Consider the following 16,672-nt stretch of genomic DNA (forward strand, 5'->3'; position numbering starts at 1 on the left):
CCAGCCGTTCGGGTCCGGTTCACGTCGAGGCATCTTCGGACTTGGGCGGGCAAACCTAGGGTCGGGGCATGACCACCACGCAACGGAATCCGATCGATCACCTGGCCGAACTGTTCGACGGCGCGGGCGGCAAGGAGTACCTGGGCGAGCGGGTCACCACGGCCACCCACATGTTGCAGGCCGGTGCCCGCGCCGAGGCGGCGGGCGCCCCGGACCACCTGGTCGCCGCCGCGTTGCTGCACGACATCGGGCACTTCCCCGGCTTGGTCTCCGACACCGATCCGACGGCGGACACCGACGACCACCACGACGACCACGGCGCGGATTGGCTCGCGCGCTGGTTCGAAGAATCGGTCAGCGAGCCGGTGCGGATGCACGTCGCGGCCAAGCGCTACCTCTGCGCGGTCGAGCCGGGCTACTTCGACAAGCTCTCCGAAACGTCGGTGCACACCCTGCGGCTGCAGGGCGGCCCGATGAGCGAGCAGGAAGTGCGCGACTTCGAGGCGTCCCCGCACGCGCGGGCGGCCGTCGAGCTGCGCCGCTGGGACGAGGCGGCGAAGGACCCGCACGCCCCGACCCCGGACTTCGAACACTTCCGGCCGCTGCTGGAGTCGCTGGTCAACGCGTGATCGCCGCGACGCTGCTCACTGGATCGGCAGCAGGACGCCTCGCTCCGATTCCGGGCGCGGGCCGAGGATCCGGCGCTCGGCCTCGGTGATCGGGACGTCGTTGATGCTGGCCTCGCGCCGCCGCATCAGCCCGTCCTCGGTGAACTCCCACAGCTCGTTGCCGTAGCTGCGCCAGTACTGCCCGTCGGCGTCGTGGCACTCGTACTGGAAGCGCACCGCGATGCGGTTGCCGTGGAAGCTCCACAGCTCCTTGCGCAGCGCGTAATCCAGCTCGCGCGACCACTTCTCGCCCAAGAACGCCACGATCGCGTCGCGGCCGGTGACGAACCGGTCGCGATTGCGCCACACGGAGTCCGTTGTGTACGCCAACGCGACCCGCTCGGGATCGCAGGTGTTCCAGGCGTCCTCTGCCGCCTGCACCTTCTGGGCGGCGGTCTGCTCGTCGAACGGCGGGAGTGGCGGACGGGACATGGTTGGACTCCTCACTACGGAGAACGGTCGTTCTCGGCACTGTCCGATAAGGTAGAGAACAAGCGTTCTCCTGACAACCGTGGGAGTTTTCGTGCAGCGCCACGAGGCCGAGTCGAAGCTGCTGGACACCGCTGAAGCCCTGTTCTACGAACGCGGCATCCAGGCCGTCGGCATGGCCGAACTGCGCACCGCCTCCGGGGTGTCGCTCAAACGCCTCTACCAGTGCTTCGCCTCCAAGGATGAACTGGTGGAGGCATATCTGCGCCGCCGCGACGGGCGCTGGCGCGCCAGACTGTCCACATACGTCACGCGGCACAGCAACCGCCCCGACCAGGCCGTGCTGGCGGTCTTCGACTGGCTGCACGACTGGTTCGGCGAGCCCGGCTTCCGCGGCTGCGCCTTCCTCAACTCCTTCGGCGAGCTGGGCAGCAGTTCGCCGGGAGTGGCCCGAGCGGTTCGGGACCACAAGGACGAAGTGCGCCACTACCTGCGGAAACTGGTGGACGACCTGGCTGTCCCGAACCCCGACGAGCTGGCCGAGCAACTGCTGATCCTGGTCGACGGCGCGACCGCCACCGCCGCGGTCAACGGCGACCCCGGTCCGGCCCGCACCGCCCGCGTCGCCGCGGCGGCGTTGATCACGGGTGCCTCACGATGCACTTGTCCGTCTTGCCCCAAGTGATTCAACGCACAATCCTGTCCTCAGATGCGTCGGCGCGGCGCGAGCGGGCCACAACCCGACCTGCTGGGGCACCAGGGTGAGGAGGCCACCCAATGACAATCATGCGTGTCAAGTCCGTCGAACAGTCCATTAGAGATGCCGAGGCCCCGGAATTCCGGCTGCGCCGCGTGTTGCGCGCAGTGGACCTGCTGGGGATCGGCATCGGCGCGATCATCGGTACCGGCATCTTCGTGCTCACCGGGGTGGCCGCGGCCACCGACGCCGGGCCGGGCATCTCCATCTCCTTCGTCATCTCCGGGATCGCCTGCGGCCTGGCAGCGCTGTGCTACGCCGAGTTCGCCTCGGTGGTACCGGTCGCCGGGTCCGCGTACACGTTCTCGTACGCGTCGATGGGCGAGTTCCTGGCCTGGATCATCGGCTGGGACCTGATGCTGGAGTTCATCATCGGCGCCTCGACGGTGTCGGTGGGCTGGTCGCAGTACCTCGTCGAAGCGTTCGACGCCATCGGCATCACGGTGCCCGACGCACTGTCCGCCGCGCCCGGTGCGGGTGGCGTGATGAACCTGCCCGCCGCGGTCATCGCGCTGATCCTGACCGGGGTGCTGGTGGTCGGCATCCGGCTCAGCGCCGCGGTGACCAACGTCATCGTGGCGATCAAGCTGCTCGTGGTGCTGTTCTTCATCATCTTCGGCGCGTTCTTCATCAAAGCCGCCAACTGGAGCCCGTTCATCCCGCCGCACCAGCCCGCCGAGCCGGGGACGGGCGGCTCAGTGCTGAACGAGCCGCTGGTGAACGCCATCTTCGGCAACGTCGGATCGTTCGGGCTCAGCGGCCTGGTGGCCGGTGCCGCGCTGGTGTTCTTCGCCTACATCGGCTTCGACATCGTCGCCAGCGGCGCGGAGGAGACCCGCAAACCGCAGCGCGACATGCCGATCGGCATCCTCGGTTCGCTGGCCATCTGCTCGGTGCTCTACGTGCTGGTGTCGCTGGTGATGACCGGCATCGTCAAGTACGACCAGCTGGACACCGCGGCGCCGATGGCCACCGCGTTCCAGGCGATCGGCGCGCCGTGGGCGGTCGGCCTGGTCTCGCTGGGCGCCATCGCCGGTCTGACCACGGTGATCCTCATCCTGATGCTGGGCCAGGCGCGGGTCGGCTTCGCGATGAGCCGGGACGGCCTGCTGCCGCTGTGGTTCGCCAAGGTGCACCCGAAGTACCGCACGCCGTACCGGATCACGCTGATCACCGGGGTCGTGGTGGCGATCATCGCCTCGCTCACCCCGATCGACGTGCTCGCCGAGATGACCAACATCGGCACCCTGTTCGCCTTCGTGCTGGTGTCCATCGGTGTCCTGGTGCTGCGCCGGACCCGGCCGGACCTGCCGCGGGCCTTCCGGGTGCCGTGGGTGCCGGTGATCCCGATCCTGGCGGCGGTCGCCTGCTTCTACCTGATGCTCAACCTGGAGGGCTGGACCTGGATCCGGTTCGGCATCTGGATGTTGCTCGGCCTGGTCGTCTACTTCGTCTACAGCCAGCGCAACAGCAGGCTGGGCAAGGGCGAAACCATCGAAGAAGCCGCCGAAGAGATCTGACCCGGCTGGCCGAAAACTCCCCGGCACCCACCACGGGCGCCGGGGAGTTTTCACGACGTCTGAGGTTCCGCTACCCGCACCGCCACGCGGAACGGGCCTTCAGTGGACTCTGCCGAGCTGTTCGTCTACGTAGCACCAGGTCCAGGACTCGCCCGGTTCGAAGGAGCGGATCACCGGGTGGGCGGTCTGGTGGAAGTGCGCGGTGGCGTGCCGCTTCGGGCTGGAGTCGCAGCACCCCACGTGCCCGCACTGCGTGCACATCCGCAGGTGCGCCCACACGTGCAGGCCCGCGGCGAGGCAGTCCTCGCAGCCGTCCTCGCTGCTGGGTGTCGGCTCGCGGTCGGCCGCCGCGAGCAGGTGCGCACAGCTACTGGACATCGGACCCTCCTGGTGGCGAGCGCGCTACGTGCGACTCTAACGAGAATGTCATGTCGAACGTAGCCACTGGTCGCGGCCTTCGCAGCGACGCCCAGTACTCGGAGAGCGCACCATGCACGACTTACCCGCACTGATGGCCCTGCTCGCCGGGGCTCTCGCCATCACCGCCATCGCCCGCCGCGTCGGGCTTTCCGAGCCGTTGGCGCTCGTCGTGGTGGGGTTGGCCGTGTCGGCCCTTCCCGGTGTGCCGGACTACGCGATCGATCCGAACGTGGTGCTGCTGCTGATCCTGCCGCCGCTGCTGTACTCCGCGGCGTTGAACAGCTCCACCATCGGCATCCGCGCCAACCTGCGACCGATCGGGTTGCTCGCCTTCGGGCTGGTGCTGTTCAGCACGGTGATCGCCGGGGTCATCGCGTGGTGGCTGGTGCCGGACATGCCGCTGGGTGTGGCGCTGGTGCTCGGTGCGGTGATCGCGCCGCCGGACGCGGTCGCGGCGACCTCGATCGGCCGACGGCTGGGGCTGCCGCGCAAGATCATGACGGTGCTCAGCGGCGAGAGCCTGGTCAACGACGCTGCCGCGCTGACCGCCTTCCGGGTGGCGGTGGCCGCCGTGATCGGCACCGGCTACTCGCTGCTGTCCGGGGTGGGCATGTTCGTGCTGGCGACAGTGGGCGGCGTGGTGATCGGCTACGCGCTCGGCTGGATCGTGCACCGGGTTCGGCGGCTGCTGCGCGACGACATGCTGGAAAGCGCCGTCGGGCTGATCGTGCCGTTCGTGGCCTACCTGGTCGCCGAGGAAGCGCACGCCTCCGGGGTGTTGGCCGTCGTGGTCGCCGGGCTCTACCTGGGACACCGCGCTCCGTCGGGCAGCGCGGCGACGCGGCTGCAGGACCGGGCGGTGTGGAACGCGGCCGACACCCTGCTGGAAGCTGTCGTGTTCGCGTTGATCGGCCTGCAGTTGAGCAGCGTCGCGGAGAGCGTGTCGACCGACTTCGGACCGCTGCTGATCGCCGGAGCCGCGCTGACCGCGGGGCTGGTGCTGGCGCGCGGCGCGTGGGTCTTCCTGGTGATGTACCTGCCGGAACTCCTCCGGCGCCGCAGTCCCAGCTGGGAGCACAAGGTGATCGTGTCGTGGGCGGGGATGCGGGGTGTGGTGTCGCTGGCCGCCGCATCGGCGATCCCGACCGCCACGCTGACCGGCGCGCCGTTCCCGCACCGCGACGAGGTGCTGTTCCTGACGTTCTTCGTGACGCTGGCGACGCTGCTGCTGCACGGCACCACGCTGCCCTGGCTCATCGGCGTCCTGGGTGTCCGGGGCAGCGAGGACTACACCGATGCGCTCGCCGAAGCCGAGGCACAGCACAACGCGGCCCGCGCCGCGCGGGAACGGCTCGACGAGCTCACCGCGGAATCCGAGCCGCCCGGCGATGTCGCGCAGCGGCTACGCCGGTCGGCGGAGCAGCGCAGCAACCGGGCCTGGGAACGGCTCGGCCGGTCGGCGGACGAACTCGGCGAGAGCCCGACCGCGGCCTACCGCCGTCTGCGAGCCGAGATGCTGGCCGCCGAGCGCGCGGTCTTCGTCCAGTTCCGCGACAACCGCCGCATCGACGACGAGGTGCTGCGCCGCGTCATGCACCAACTCGACCTGGAAGAACTCTGGCTCTCCCGCGACTGACCCGCCGCTGCGCACCCCGTTCGGGTGAAGAGTGAGGGGCACCCTTTACCAACTTACTTGGTAAAGGGTGCCCCTCACCTCGTCGTTGTCGTTGCGCACCACCTAGGCTAGGAAGCCGAGTTGGGACGAGAGTTCCTTGGCGGCCACCCGCATCGCGCCGACCACGTCGCGCATCCGCTTGCGCGAGAAGCGGTACGACGGGCCGGAGGCGCTCAGCGCGGCGATCACGTCACCCTCGTGGTTGTGCACCGCGACGGCCGCCGCGTTGAGCCCGAGCTCGAGTTCCTCGTAGCTGGTCGCGTATCCATCGCGGACGATCAGCTCGAAATCCTTGCGCAACTCGCTCGCATTGGTGACAGTGCGAGTCGTGTACCGCTCCAGCGGCCGTACCAACAACTCGTCCTGGTCATCCCGCGGCGCGTGCGCCAGCAGCACCTTGCCGCTGGATGTCGCGTGCAGCGGGGTGCGCTGCCCGACCCAGTTGTGCGCCGTGACGGCCGCGGTGCCGCGAGCCTGGCTGATGTTGATGGCGACGTCGTTGTCGCGGATCGCGATGTTGACCGTTTCGCCGAGGTCCGAGGCCAGCTGCTCGCAGAACGGCCGACCCAGCCGAGGCAGGTCCATCCGCTCGGTCGCCGCCCCGGCGAGCCGCACGATGCCGAAGCCGATCGCGTACTTGCCGCGTTCTCCGAGCTGCTCCACCAGACCTCGTGCTTCCAGCACGCTGACCAGCCGGGAGGCCGTCGACTTGTGTACTCCCAGCTCCCCGGCGATCTCGGTGATGCCGGCTTCTCCGTTGCGCGCCAGCAGTTCCAAGACAGTCACAGCCCGATCAACGGACTGCACCAGAGCGCCAGAACTCCTTCCGCGTGACTCAGCTGCGCTACCCACCGGTCAACCGTATCCGTTCGAGGTGCACATACCGGAACCATCCGTTGTCCCTCTTGACGTTGTCGCAACAAAAGGGTCAGATTTGTTGCACATACTACGCGCTGTTCCTCATTGTGCAACGGAGGTCGGCTTGTTGTCATTTACGGGGGCCGCCGCACCGGCCGTGATCGAAGCATGAACACGGTTGCCGTCGTCGGCTCCTCGGTGGCTGGCTGGCGAGCGGCGCAGGAACTGCGCGAGCAGGGCTTCGACGGGCGGTTGGTGATCATCGGCGCGGAAGCGCACCGGCCCTACGACCGGCCGCCGCTGTCCAAGGAGTTCCTGGCGGGGACGTTGCAGCCGGAGGATCTCACCCTGGCCAGCGAACAGGAAGAAGCCGATCTCGCCGCCGAGTGGCGGTTGGGCACCGCCGCGGTCCGGCTGGACACCCGGCGCGGCGCGGTCGCGCTGGCCGACGGCAGCGAGGTCCGCGCCGACGGCATCGTCCTGGCCACCGGTTCGACTCGGTTGGGCCTGCCGGGCACCGAGGACGCCCCCGGAAGCCATCGGCTGGGGACCATCGACGACGCGCTGGCACTGCGCGCCGAGATCCACGCCGGGGCGCGGGTGGTGGTCGTCGGCGGCGGGCTGATCGGTGCCGAGATCGCCTCCACCTGCCGGTCCCTCGGCGCCGAAGTGACGCTGGTCGACGCCCAGCACCTGCCGTTGGCGCGGACCCTGGGCATCGAGCTGGCACCGCTGTGCGTCGCGCAGCACGAGGACTACGGGGTGCGGGTGCGGTGCGGAACGCCCGCCGCGCGGGTGCTCTCCGACGACCGGGTCACCGGCGTGGAACTCGCGGACGGTCGGGTTGTCCCGGCCGACGCGGTGGTCGTCGAGGTCGGCGCGGAACCTGCCACGCGTTGGCTGCGCGGCTCCGGGTTGAAGCTGCGCGACGGCGTCGTCACCGACTCCGGGTGCGTCACGTCGCTGCCGAATGTGGTGGCAGTTGGCGACATCGCCCGGTACCAGCCGGTGCACCGGTCGCACACGGTGCGCAGCGACCACTGGTCAACCGCGATGAACCAGCCGCCGATCGCAGTGCGCAACCTGCTCGCCGGGCGGACCGTGGCCGCCTACACCGAGGTGCCGCATTTCTGGTCGCGGCAATACGGTTCGACGCTGCAGTTCGCCGGGTACGCGGGGCCGAAGGACCGGATCACCATCGTGGACGGCTCGCTGAAGTCCCGCCGGTTCGTCGCGACGTACCAGCGCGGCGGCCGAACGGTGGCGGTGTTCGCGATGAACAGCCCGAAGCAGTTCGCTGCCCACCGCCGCCGCCTCAGCACCACGCTGTCACCCCCAGCAACCCCGATCCCCTCCCGCTAGCGGGCGGCGCGGATGGATGAGGAGTGAAGGGCACCTTTGACCGACTATGCCGGTCAAAGGTGCCCTTCGGTCGTTCAACGAGTGGGTGGTTCGAACTCGTGCACGGCGTCTAGGAGGAGGTCCGCTAGGTAGTTCGCGAAGGAGTTGCGGACCAGGATTCGGTAGGTGGGTTCTGGGTTCAGTTGCCAGAGGATCGCTTGGGTTCTGCCGAGCATCGTTTGGGCGCAGTGGCCCGGCGTGAAGGCGCTGGGGTGCAGGTCCAGGGAGCAGATCTTCTCCAGGACTTCGCGGGCCATCGGGCCGGACAGGCGCATCGTGGTGCGGTTCGCGGAAACGTCCACTGTGGAACCGAGGGAGTCCGCGAGGGCATTGCGCGCCGATGCGACCAGCTGATCCGCGTGGCCGTCCGGGGCCACCAGCAGCCACTCGTCCGGGCCGAGCCACAGCGCCGCACCGTGCTCGTCGCCGGAGACCAGGTTCGGTTCGTGGTGCGGCAGCGCCAGGTCCAGCGCGTGCTCGATCCTCGCCACCGCCGGGCTGCCCGCGTGCACCCGCAGGTTCACCTGGGTCAAGAACGGCTCCTCGGCCATTCGCACACCACGCGGCCCGTCGGCGCCGTGCGCCGCGAGCTCCGCCGCGCGGCCTGCCAGCGGGCTGCGCCGCAGGGACAGGGTGCCGATCCTGGGACCGGCTGGACTAGCGACCGTCACGGCGGGCTCCTTCCTCGTCGTAGAACACCGGCTTGGTCACCTCGACCGGGATCGACCGGCCGTCGACCGGCACGTGCAGCACCTCGCCGATGCGCTGCTGACCGCCGCGGACCAGGGCCATCGCGAAGGTCCGGTCCAGGATCGCGCTGCGGTAGCTGGAGGTGATGTGCCCGAGCATCGGCACCGGTGGCTCCAGCGGCACGCCGGGCTCCACCAGGTGCGCGCCTTCCGGCAGCAGTTCCGCTGGATCCACCGGCAGCAGCCCGACCAGTTGCTTGCGGTCGCCGCGCGCGGTGTCGGGCCGGGTGAACGAACGCTTGCCGACGAAGTCCTTGCGCTTCGACACCACCCAGTCCATGCCCAGGTCGTGCGGCGTCACGGTCCCGTCGGTGTCCTGCCCGACGATCACGAACCCCTTCTCCGCCCGCAGCACGTGCATGGTCTCGGTGCCGTAGGGCGTGATGCCGAGGTCCTGGCCCGCCTCGTGCACCGCCTCCCACAGCGCCAAGCCGTACCAGGCGGCCACGTTGATCTCGAAGGCCAGCTCGCCGGAGAACGAGATCCGGCAGATCCGGGCCGCGATCCCGTTGCGCAGCACGGTTTCCCGGAACTCCATGAATCCGAATGCCGCGGCCGAGACGTCCAGGTCCGGCGCCAGCCGGGCCACCACCTCGCGGGAGTCCGGCCCGACCACCGCCACCGTGGCCCACTGCTCGGTCACCGAGGTGCAGTGCACCGCAAGGTGCGGCCACTCGGTCTGCAACCACTCCTCCAGCCACTCCAGCACCACCGCGGCATTGCCGGTCGTGGTGCTCATCAGGTAGCGGTCGTCGGCCAGCCGCATCGACACCCCGTCGTCCAAGACCATCCCGTCGGCAGTGCACATCACGCCGTAGCGAGCCTTGCCGACCGGCAGCTTGGCGAAGGCGTTGGTGTAGATCCGGTTCAGGAACTCCGGCGCGTCCGGCCCGACGATCTCGATCTTGCCGAGCGTCGTGGCGTCCTGCATCGCCACCCCGGTGCGCGCCGCCAGGCATTCCCGGCGCACCGCAGCCGCCATGTCCTCGCCGGGGCGCGGGTAGTACCAGGGCCGCTTCCACTGTCCGACGTTCTCGAACTCAGCGCCGTGCGCCACGTGCCAGGAGTGCATCGGGGTGGTGCGCACCGGGTCGTGCAACGGGCCCCGATCACGTCCCGCCAGCAGCGCGAACGACACCGGCGTGTAGGGCGGTCGGAACGTCGTGGTGCCGACGTCGCCCGGCGATTCGGCCAGCAGTGCGTCGGCGATGATGCCGATGGCGTTCACCGCGGCGGTCTTGCCCTGGTCGCTGCCGGTGCCGATGGTGGTGTAACGCTTGACGTGCTCGACCGAGCGCATCCCAGCGCCAACCGCGCGCCAGACGTCGGCGACCGTGGAATCCCTTTGCAAGTCGACGAAATGGTCCGTCCACTGTGCTGGGTCACCAGACTCCGCTGGTACCAGCCACAGCGGACGCGGCTGGGCGAGGGGCCGGTCCCCGGTCACCGGCGGAACCGGTGGCGCGGCGATCCGGAAGCCGCTGGCGGTCGCTGCCTCGGCTCCGGCCGACAGGCCCTGGGCGAGGCAACCGGCGAGGTCGTAGGTACCCCGCGCGGCCCCGATCACCTTGGGCAGCCCGGCTTTCTGCTCCGGCACGAACCCGGCCACCAACTGGTCCCAGCGCAGCGTGCCGCCAGCCTGGCTGAACAGGTGCACGGCGGGGCTCCAACCGCCGCAGACCGCCAGGAGATCGCAACTGACGTCCACCGGTGTCCCGGTGAGCAGTCCGTCGCTGTCGATCGCGGCGACCCGTGCGGCCGAGATCCGCCGGTCCCCGGTCGTGCCGACGACGGCTGAGCCGGTGAACACCCGCGCACCCAGCGAACGAGCCTGCTCGACCAACCGCCTCGGCGGTTCCGGCCGGGTGTCGACGACCGCACGGACCCGCCCGCCCGCAGCGGCCAAGTCGAAGGCCGTCAGGTAGGCGCTGTCGGACGTGGTCACCACGACGGCGTCCTGGCCTGGCAGCACGGCGAACCGCTTGAGGTAGCTGCGCACCGCCGAGGCGAGCATGATGCCCGGTCGATCGTTGTCGGCGAAGACCATCGGGCGCTCGTGCGCGCCGGTGGCCAGCACGACGCGCCGGGCCCGCACGTGCCACAACCGCTGGCGGTTGTGGCGGCGCTCGGCGATATGGACGTAGTTGTGGTCGTAGTGGCCCACCGCAGTGGCGCGGGTGAGCACCCGCACCTCCGGGAGGTCGACGAATTCCCGGACCGCGCGGGAGATCCACTCGTCAGCCGACCGGCCGTCGATGCGCTCGCCGCCGTCCAGCAGCGACCCGCCGAGCTCGCGGCCCTGTTCGACCAGCAGCACCCGCGCGCCGCTGCGCCCGGCCGCCAGCGCTGCGGCGATCCCGGCGGGCCCGGCGCCGACCACGACGACGTCGGCGTGCACGTATTTCTTGTCGAAGACCGTGGGATCAGGGGCGTTGCTGAGCCACCCGATGCCGGACAGGCCCGCCACCTGCAACCCGTTGTGGAGCTCCAGCTGGGTCGCGGGCACCAGCGGCTCCGGGCCGCCGCCCAGCACCTGCACCAGCGCGTTCGGCTCGGTGCAGTCGGCGGTGACGATGCCGCGCGGACGGTCGCGGTAGATCGACGGCCCGACCTCGATCCGGCCATTCGCCAGCAGCGCCGAGGCGAGCGTGTCGCCGGGGTGTCCGGTGAGCTCGATGCCGTCGAAGGTGAACCACAGGGTGCGGGTGCGGTCGATGCGACCACCCGTGCCGAGGCGTCTCATGACTCGACCGCCTCTCCGCAATTTTCAGTGGTGGTTGCGTTCAGCCGAATCTCCCGTTTCGAGGTTTCTCGTGGCTGGTTTGCGTCACGGTCCCCTGAGGTGCGGTTGCGGAGGACTGAGGTTGGCTCAGGAGGTGTCATGGCGCCACCCTTCCGGCTGTTTCCGGGTACATCTCGTTGGTCGCGGTGTCGCGGACGACGTTGAACCAGCGGCGGCAACCCGCAGTGTGCGTCCAGCGCTCGTGGAACAACCCGCGCGGGTTGTCGCGCACGAACAGGTACTCCGACCAAGCGGCGTCGTCGATGTCGGCGGGGTTGTCGGGGTAGTCGACGTGGGCCTGACCGCCGTAGTGGAACTCGGTCTCGTCCCGATCCCCGCACCAGGGGCAATGGATCAACAGCATCGGAGGCTCCGTTCTCCCGCCGAGTTCTTTTTGAAAGCGGCGACAGCCGCTTGCGGTGTGGGACTCACCTCGCACCGCCGCGGGTTCTCAGACGTCTCCTCGGGAGGACAGCCCCAGCGCTGTGTATTGGACATACATGAGTCGGGGATCCCGGACCGAGGGGACGTCTGAGGTTCCGCTACTCGCACCGCTACGCAAGCCATTTTCAGAACAGTCCTTCAGTGGGCCACGGCGGCGGCGCCGTGTTCGTCGATGAGCGCGCCGGTGGTGAACCGGTCGAGTCCGTAGGGCTCGTTGAGCGGATGCGGCCGACCGGTGGCGATGGTGTGCGCGTAGACCCAGCCCACTCCGGGGGTGGCCTTGAAACCGCCGGTTCCCCAGCCGCAGTTGAGGAACAGGTTCTCCACCGGCGTGGGCCCGATGATCGGCGAAGCGTCCGGCGTGACGTCCACGGTGCCCGCCCAGGTCCGGATCACGTGCGCCAACGCGAAGATCGGGAACAGCTCCAGCGCCGCGGCCATCTGGCGTTCGATGACGTGCACCGAGCCGCGCTGGCCGTAGCCGTTGTAGGAGTCGATGCCCGCGCCGAGCACCAGTTCGCCCTTGTGCGCCTGGCTGCAGTAGACGTGCACGTGGTTGGACATGACCACGCAAGGGTGGATCGGTTCGAGCAATTCGGACACCAGGGCCTGCAACGGGTGGCTCTGCAACGGCAGCCGCAGCCCGAGGGTGTCGGTCAGCAGCGTCGTCCGCCCGGCTGCCGCGAGCGCGACCCGGCCCGCGCCGATCGGGCCGCGCGACGTCTGCACCCCGGTCACCCGGTCGCCGTCGGTCTGGAACCCGGTCACCTCGCAGCCCTGGACGAGGTCCACACCCATTTCGTCGGCCTTGCGGGCGAACGCCCACGCCACGTGGTCGTGCTTGGCGATTCCACCCCGGCGCTGCAATGTCGCACCCAGCACGGGATACCGGATGTCCTCGGAGAGGTTGAGGATCGGGCACAGTTCGGCGATCTCGGCGGGCCGCACCCACTCCGCGTCGACCCCGTTGAGCTGGTTGGCGAACACCCGACGCCGGGAGTCGCGGACCTCCTGCTCGGTGTGCGCGAGGTTGAGCACGCCGCGCTGGCTGAACAGGAAGTCGTACTCCAGCTCGGCGGGCAGCTGCTCCCACAGGTCCAGGGCGTGGTTGTACAGCGCCGCACTCTCGTCGAAGAGGTAGTTGGAGCGGATGATCGTGGTGTTGCGGGCCATGTTCCCACCGGCCAACCAACCGCGTTCGAGCACCGCGACGTCGCGGATGCCGTGGTTGCGCGCCAGGTAGTAGGCCGTCGCCAGACCGTGGCCGCCGGAGCCGACGATCACCACGTCGTAGTGCCGTTTCGGCTCGGGGTTGCGCCACAGCCGGGGCGGCGGCTCGGGCAGGACAGAACGTGTTGGAACCACCGCTGCCTCCAGGACGACCAGGGATTGACCAGAAGTAGAAGTTGAACGACAACTGATATATCAGTCTTTCGGGTAGGCTACGAGACGTGTCCGCAGCCGTCAATTCCCGTTCCGGCGACAACCTGTCGCAGGCCGAGCGCGCGTACCTGACGTTGCGCGACCTGATCCTGACCCTGCGGCTGCCGCCCGGTTCGCCGGTGCAGGAAGAGCCGCTGACCACCGAGCTCGGCATCGGGCGCACCCCGTTCCGGGAGGCCGTCAAGCGCTTGGAGGCCGAGTCGCTGGTGGCGATCTACCCGCGGCGCGGCAGCTTCGTCACCGAGGTCAACATCACCGACCACGCGCTGATCGCTGACGTGCGCCGCCGCCTGGAGGGCCACGCCGCGCGCCGGGCCGCCGAGCGGGCCACCGACGCCGAACGGTCCGAACTGGACGAACTGCGGGCGCTGGCCGACGACCTCGGCGGTGAGCAGTCGGTGATCATGGACGTCGACTCGCGGGTGCACCGCACGATCTACCGCTGCACCCACAACCGCTACCTCGAAGGCACCCTCGGCCAGTACTACAACCTGGCGCTGCGGATCTGGCACCTGTTCTTCGACCAGCTGCCGGACGTCTCGGAACACGTTGGCGAGCACGCCGAACTGCTCAAGGCGGTCATCGCCGCCGACGCCGACCGCGCGGACCGCATCGCGGTCGCCCACGTCGACCACTTCGAGCAAGCCATCCGTCAGCTGATCTGATCGCTCGTGAGTGCCCAACCGGGCTCTAGCCCGATTGGGCACTCACGAGCGCATTCCCTTAGCCCGTAACGGGATCCGTCTTGATCCGTTCGGGCAAACCGCCACCCGGACCGGCCGGTCCGCGGCCACGGTGCGTCGCCACCGGACGGCTCTGGTTCCCCGGTTGATCGACTCTCAAATTGACTCGCCCGTGTCCTTGACGAGGCCCTAGGTCAAAGCGCACTGTTGCGTTTAACGCAGGGAGTTGTCGTATACGCAACAGGGCAGCAGTGATGGATCCGAGCGCCGAAGTCCTCCTCATCGGAGCTGGCATCGTGGGGTGCAGCACCGCTTACCACCTCGCGCGCCGTGGAATCACCGACGTCCTCGTCGTCGAGCAGGGGCCGCTGTTCGCCACCGGCGGCTCCAGTTCCCATGCGCCGGGCCTGGTTTTCCAGACCAACCCGTCGGAGACGATGAGCCGCCTCGCCGCCTACACCGTGCAGTGCTACGACGAGTTGGAACTCGACGGCCGCCGCTGCTTCCACCAGGTCGGCGGGATCGAGGTCGCCGCGACGCCGCAGCGCTGGGCGGATCTCCAACGCAAGCTCGGATTGGCCACCGCATGGGGCATCCAGGCCGAGCTGCTGGACCCGCGGCAGGTGCACGACCGCATCCCGCAGATCGATCCGGCGCGCATCCACGGTGGCCTGCACGTGCCCACCGACGGGATCGCCAAGCCGGTCCGAGCAGCCGAAGCGATGGCCCGCGAAGCGAAACGGCTCGGCGTGCGTTTCGCCGGTAACACCGAGGTGATCGGGTTCGACGTGCAAGGTGGACGGATCCGCGCGGTGCGCACCACCGGTGGCGACGTGGCGGTGCGGACCGTGCTGTGCTGCGCGGGGATCTGGGGCCCGAAGATCGGTCGGCTGGCCGGGGTGTCCATCCCGGTGCAGCCGCTGGCGCACCAGTACGCGGTGACCAGCCCGGTGCCCGGCCTGCGACCGGGTGCCGATGAGGTGGACCAGCCGATCCTGCGGCACCAGGACAGCTCCATGTACTTCCGGCAGATCCACGACCGGTACGGCATCGGTTCCTACCAACACCGCGCGATTCCGGTGCACAGCAACGACGTGCATCCCACCGCCGCACCCGGCGCGGGCGCGGAAGCGCCGTCGGAGGGCGGCGGCTGGAAGGGCATGGCGTCGGTGCACCCGTTCACGCCGGAGGACTTCGCCAAGCCCTGGGACGACGCCCGCGAGTTGCTGCCGGTGTTGCGGCACACCGAGATCGCCGAAGGCATGAACGGCCTGTTCCTGTTCACCTCGGACGGCATGCCGGTGCTCGGGCCGTCCAACGAGGTCGAGAACTTCTGGGTCGCCGAGGCGGTGTGGATCACCCACGGCGCCGGGGTCGGCCGCGCGATGGCGCAATGGCTGACCGGCGAAGTGCCCGACATCGACCTGCGACAGGCCGATCTCCGCCGCTTCGAGGACTTCGCGCACAGTCCGTCCTATGTGGCCGAGCGCGGTGCGCAGAGCTTCCGCGAGGTCTACGACATCATCCACCCGCAGCAGCCGCCGGAGCACCCGCGCCCGCTGCGCACCAGCCCGTTCCACGACCGCCAGCGCGACCTGGGCGCGGTGTTCCTGGAGGCGAACGGTTGGGAGCGACCGCACTGGTACGAGAGCAATAAGCCCCTGGTCGACGGCCGGGACATCGTCGAGCCTGGGCACTGGGCAGGGCGCTACTGGTCCCCGATAGTTGGCGCCGAACACCAGGCCACCCGCGAGCGAGTTGCGATGTACGACATGACTTCCCTCCCCCGCGCGGAAGTCACCGGGCGCGGCGCGCTCGACCTGCTGCAACGCCTGACCACCAACCAGCTCGACCGCCCGCCCGGCTACGTCACCTACACGCTGATGCTGGAACCCACCGGCGGCATCCGGGCCGACATCACGGTGGCCCGGCTCGATCGGGACTCCTTCCAGGTCGGCTGCAACGGCCCGCGCGACATCGCCTGGTTGCGTCGGCACGCCGACGAGACCGCGCAGGTCCGCGACATCACCGGCGGCACCTGCTGCATCGGGCTGTGGGGTCCGCGCGCCCGCGACGTGCTCGCGTCGCTGGCCGACCGGGACGTCTCGCACGAAGCCTTCCGGTTCTTCCGGGCCAAGCGGCTGTTCGTCGGCGAGGTTCCGGTGCTCGCGCTGCGGCTGTCCTACGTGGGCGAGCTGGGCTGGGAGCTCTACACCTCCGCGGAGTTCGGCCGACGGCTGTGGGACCTGCTGGCCGCGGCCGGAGCCGAGCACGGCATCTTCCCCGGCGGCCGGGGTGCGTTCAACGGCCTGCGCCTGGAGAAGGGCTACCGCGCCTGGGGTGCGGACATGTGGAGCCCGCACGATCCCGACGAGGCGGGCCTCGCCTTCGCCGTCAAGGTGGACAAGGGCGAGTTCATCGGGCGAGACGCGCTGCTGCGGCGCCGGGAGCGGCCACCGCAGCGGCGGTTGTGCTGTCTGACGATCGACGACGGCACTGTGTTGATGGGATCCGAGCCGGTGTTCGCGGATGAATCCGGTGGTGGGGCAGTCGGTTTCACCACGAGCGCCGGTTACGGCCACAGCGTCGGAGCGAGCCTCGCCTACGCGTGGCTGTCGGCCGACCTGTCCGCTGCAGGCACCCCGGTGCAGGTGTCCTACTTCGACCAGCGACATCCGGCGACGGTCGTCGCTGACCCGGTCTTCGACCCCGAGATGACCCGAATGCGCTGCTGATCGGCGCATTCCCTACCAGATCTGCAAAACGCCCGGCCGTGGCGATCGGCCAGTGGTGTGGGTACCGCCTACCCACATCCCGCTACTCGGACCCATTAGGAGTTAAGC

The 16,672-nt window shown here is 69.3% G+C and carries 14 protein-coding genes; 7 read left to right on the plus strand and 7 right to left on the minus strand.

Features of this window, described 5'->3' with window-relative positions; genetic code table 11:
* Nucleotides 1-68: 68 nt before the first annotated feature.
* Entirely contained in the window at nucleotides 69-629 is a 561-nt protein-coding gene (locus tag MOQ72_RS21235; protein ID WP_242185890.1) for a phosphonate degradation HD-domain oxygenase, read from the plus strand.
* Between the two features lie 15 nt (nucleotides 630-644).
* Here the strand turns inward: MOQ72_RS21235 and MOQ72_RS21240 are convergent, their stop codons facing one another.
* On the minus strand, nucleotides 645-1,100 hold the full coding sequence (locus tag MOQ72_RS21240; protein ID WP_242185893.1) for a nuclear transport factor 2 family protein: 456 nt from the start codon (nucleotides 1,098-1,100) through the stop codon (nucleotides 645-647).
* Nucleotides 1,101-1,191: 91 nt separating this feature from the next.
* On the opposite strand from MOQ72_RS21240, the gene MOQ72_RS21245 reads away from it, so the two are divergent.
* Together MOQ72_RS21245 and MOQ72_RS21250 are read left to right on the plus strand one after the other, a co-directional pair.
* Entirely contained in the window at nucleotides 1,192-1,782 is a 591-nt protein-coding gene (locus tag MOQ72_RS21245; protein ID WP_242185895.1) for a TetR/AcrR family transcriptional regulator, read from the plus strand.
* 92 nt (nucleotides 1,783-1,874) lie between these two features.
* Nucleotides 1,875-3,374 carry an amino acid permease gene (locus MOQ72_RS21250; RefSeq protein WP_242185896.1) on the plus strand — a complete coding sequence of 500 codons (1,500 nt, stop codon included), beginning with the start codon at nucleotides 1,875-1,877 and terminating at the stop codon, nucleotides 3,372-3,374.
* A 99-nt stretch (nucleotides 3,375-3,473) separates the two neighbouring features.
* Here MOQ72_RS21250 and MOQ72_RS21255 read toward each other — a convergent pair whose 3' ends face one another.
* Nucleotides 3,474-3,752, minus strand: coding sequence for a UBP-type zinc finger domain-containing protein (locus MOQ72_RS21255; RefSeq protein WP_242185898.1), 279 nt, complete (start codon nucleotides 3,750-3,752; stop codon nucleotides 3,474-3,476).
* 112 nt (nucleotides 3,753-3,864) lie between these two features.
* Between MOQ72_RS21255 and MOQ72_RS21260 the strand changes: the two genes are divergently transcribed.
* On the plus strand, nucleotides 3,865-5,430 hold the full coding sequence (locus MOQ72_RS21260; RefSeq protein ID WP_242185900.1) for a Na+/H+ antiporter: 1,566 nt from the start codon (nucleotides 3,865-3,867) through the stop codon (nucleotides 5,428-5,430).
* 102 nt (nucleotides 5,431-5,532) lie between these two features.
* Here the strand turns inward: MOQ72_RS21260 and MOQ72_RS21265 are convergent, their stop codons facing one another.
* Nucleotides 5,533-6,276 (minus strand): IclR family transcriptional regulator, encoded by a 744-nt coding sequence (locus MOQ72_RS21265; RefSeq protein WP_242185902.1) that lies wholly within the window; start codon nucleotides 6,274-6,276, stop codon nucleotides 5,533-5,535.
* 219 nt (nucleotides 6,277-6,495) lie between these two features.
* Between MOQ72_RS21265 and MOQ72_RS21270 the strand changes: the two genes are divergently transcribed.
* The gene (locus MOQ72_RS21270) at nucleotides 6,496-7,689 is read left to right on the plus strand and encodes an NAD(P)/FAD-dependent oxidoreductase (protein ID WP_242185904.1); all 1,194 of its coding nucleotides are present in this window, start codon (nucleotides 6,496-6,498) and stop codon (nucleotides 7,687-7,689) included.
* Between the two features lie 74 nt (nucleotides 7,690-7,763).
* On the opposite strand, the gene MOQ72_RS21275 is transcribed toward MOQ72_RS21270, so the two are convergent.
* The 4 genes from MOQ72_RS21275 to MOQ72_RS21290 form a co-directional block, all read right to left on the minus strand.
* Nucleotides 7,764-8,399, minus strand: a complete 636-nt coding sequence (locus tag MOQ72_RS21275; RefSeq protein ID WP_242185906.1) for a sarcosine oxidase subunit gamma — start codon at nucleotides 8,397-8,399, stop codon at nucleotides 7,764-7,766.
* Nucleotides 8,386-11,220, minus strand: a complete 2,835-nt coding sequence (locus MOQ72_RS21280) for a glycine cleavage T C-terminal barrel domain-containing protein (RefSeq protein ID WP_242185915.1) — start codon at nucleotides 11,218-11,220, stop codon at nucleotides 8,386-8,388. The genes MOQ72_RS21275 and MOQ72_RS21280 overlap by 14 nt, the downstream gene beginning before the upstream one ends.
* A 136-nt stretch (nucleotides 11,221-11,356) precedes the next feature.
* Nucleotides 11,357-11,623 (minus strand): sarcosine oxidase subunit delta, encoded by a 267-nt coding sequence (locus MOQ72_RS21285; RefSeq protein WP_242185918.1) that lies wholly within the window; start codon nucleotides 11,621-11,623, stop codon nucleotides 11,357-11,359.
* Between the two features lie 218 nt (nucleotides 11,624-11,841).
* Nucleotides 11,842-13,068 carry a sarcosine oxidase subunit beta family protein gene (locus MOQ72_RS21290; protein WP_242185919.1) on the minus strand — a complete coding sequence of 409 codons (1,227 nt, stop codon included), beginning with the start codon at nucleotides 13,066-13,068 and terminating at the stop codon, nucleotides 11,842-11,844.
* Between the two features lie 86 nt (nucleotides 13,069-13,154).
* On the opposite strand from MOQ72_RS21290, the gene MOQ72_RS21295 reads away from it, so the two are divergent.
* Nucleotides 13,155-13,811, plus strand: coding sequence for a GntR family transcriptional regulator (locus MOQ72_RS21295; protein WP_242185921.1), 657 nt, complete (start codon nucleotides 13,155-13,157; stop codon nucleotides 13,809-13,811).
* Nucleotides 13,812-14,083: 272 nt separating this feature from the next.
* Nucleotides 14,084-16,564 (plus strand): GcvT family protein, encoded by a 2,481-nt coding sequence (locus tag MOQ72_RS21300; protein WP_242185923.1) that lies wholly within the window; start codon nucleotides 14,084-14,086, stop codon nucleotides 16,562-16,564.
* Nucleotides 16,565-16,672 lie beyond the last annotated feature (108 nt).

This window comes from Saccharopolyspora soli, from assembly GCF_022678645.1.
Lineage (GTDB): Bacteria > Actinomycetota > Actinomycetes > Mycobacteriales > Pseudonocardiaceae > Saccharopolyspora > Saccharopolyspora soli.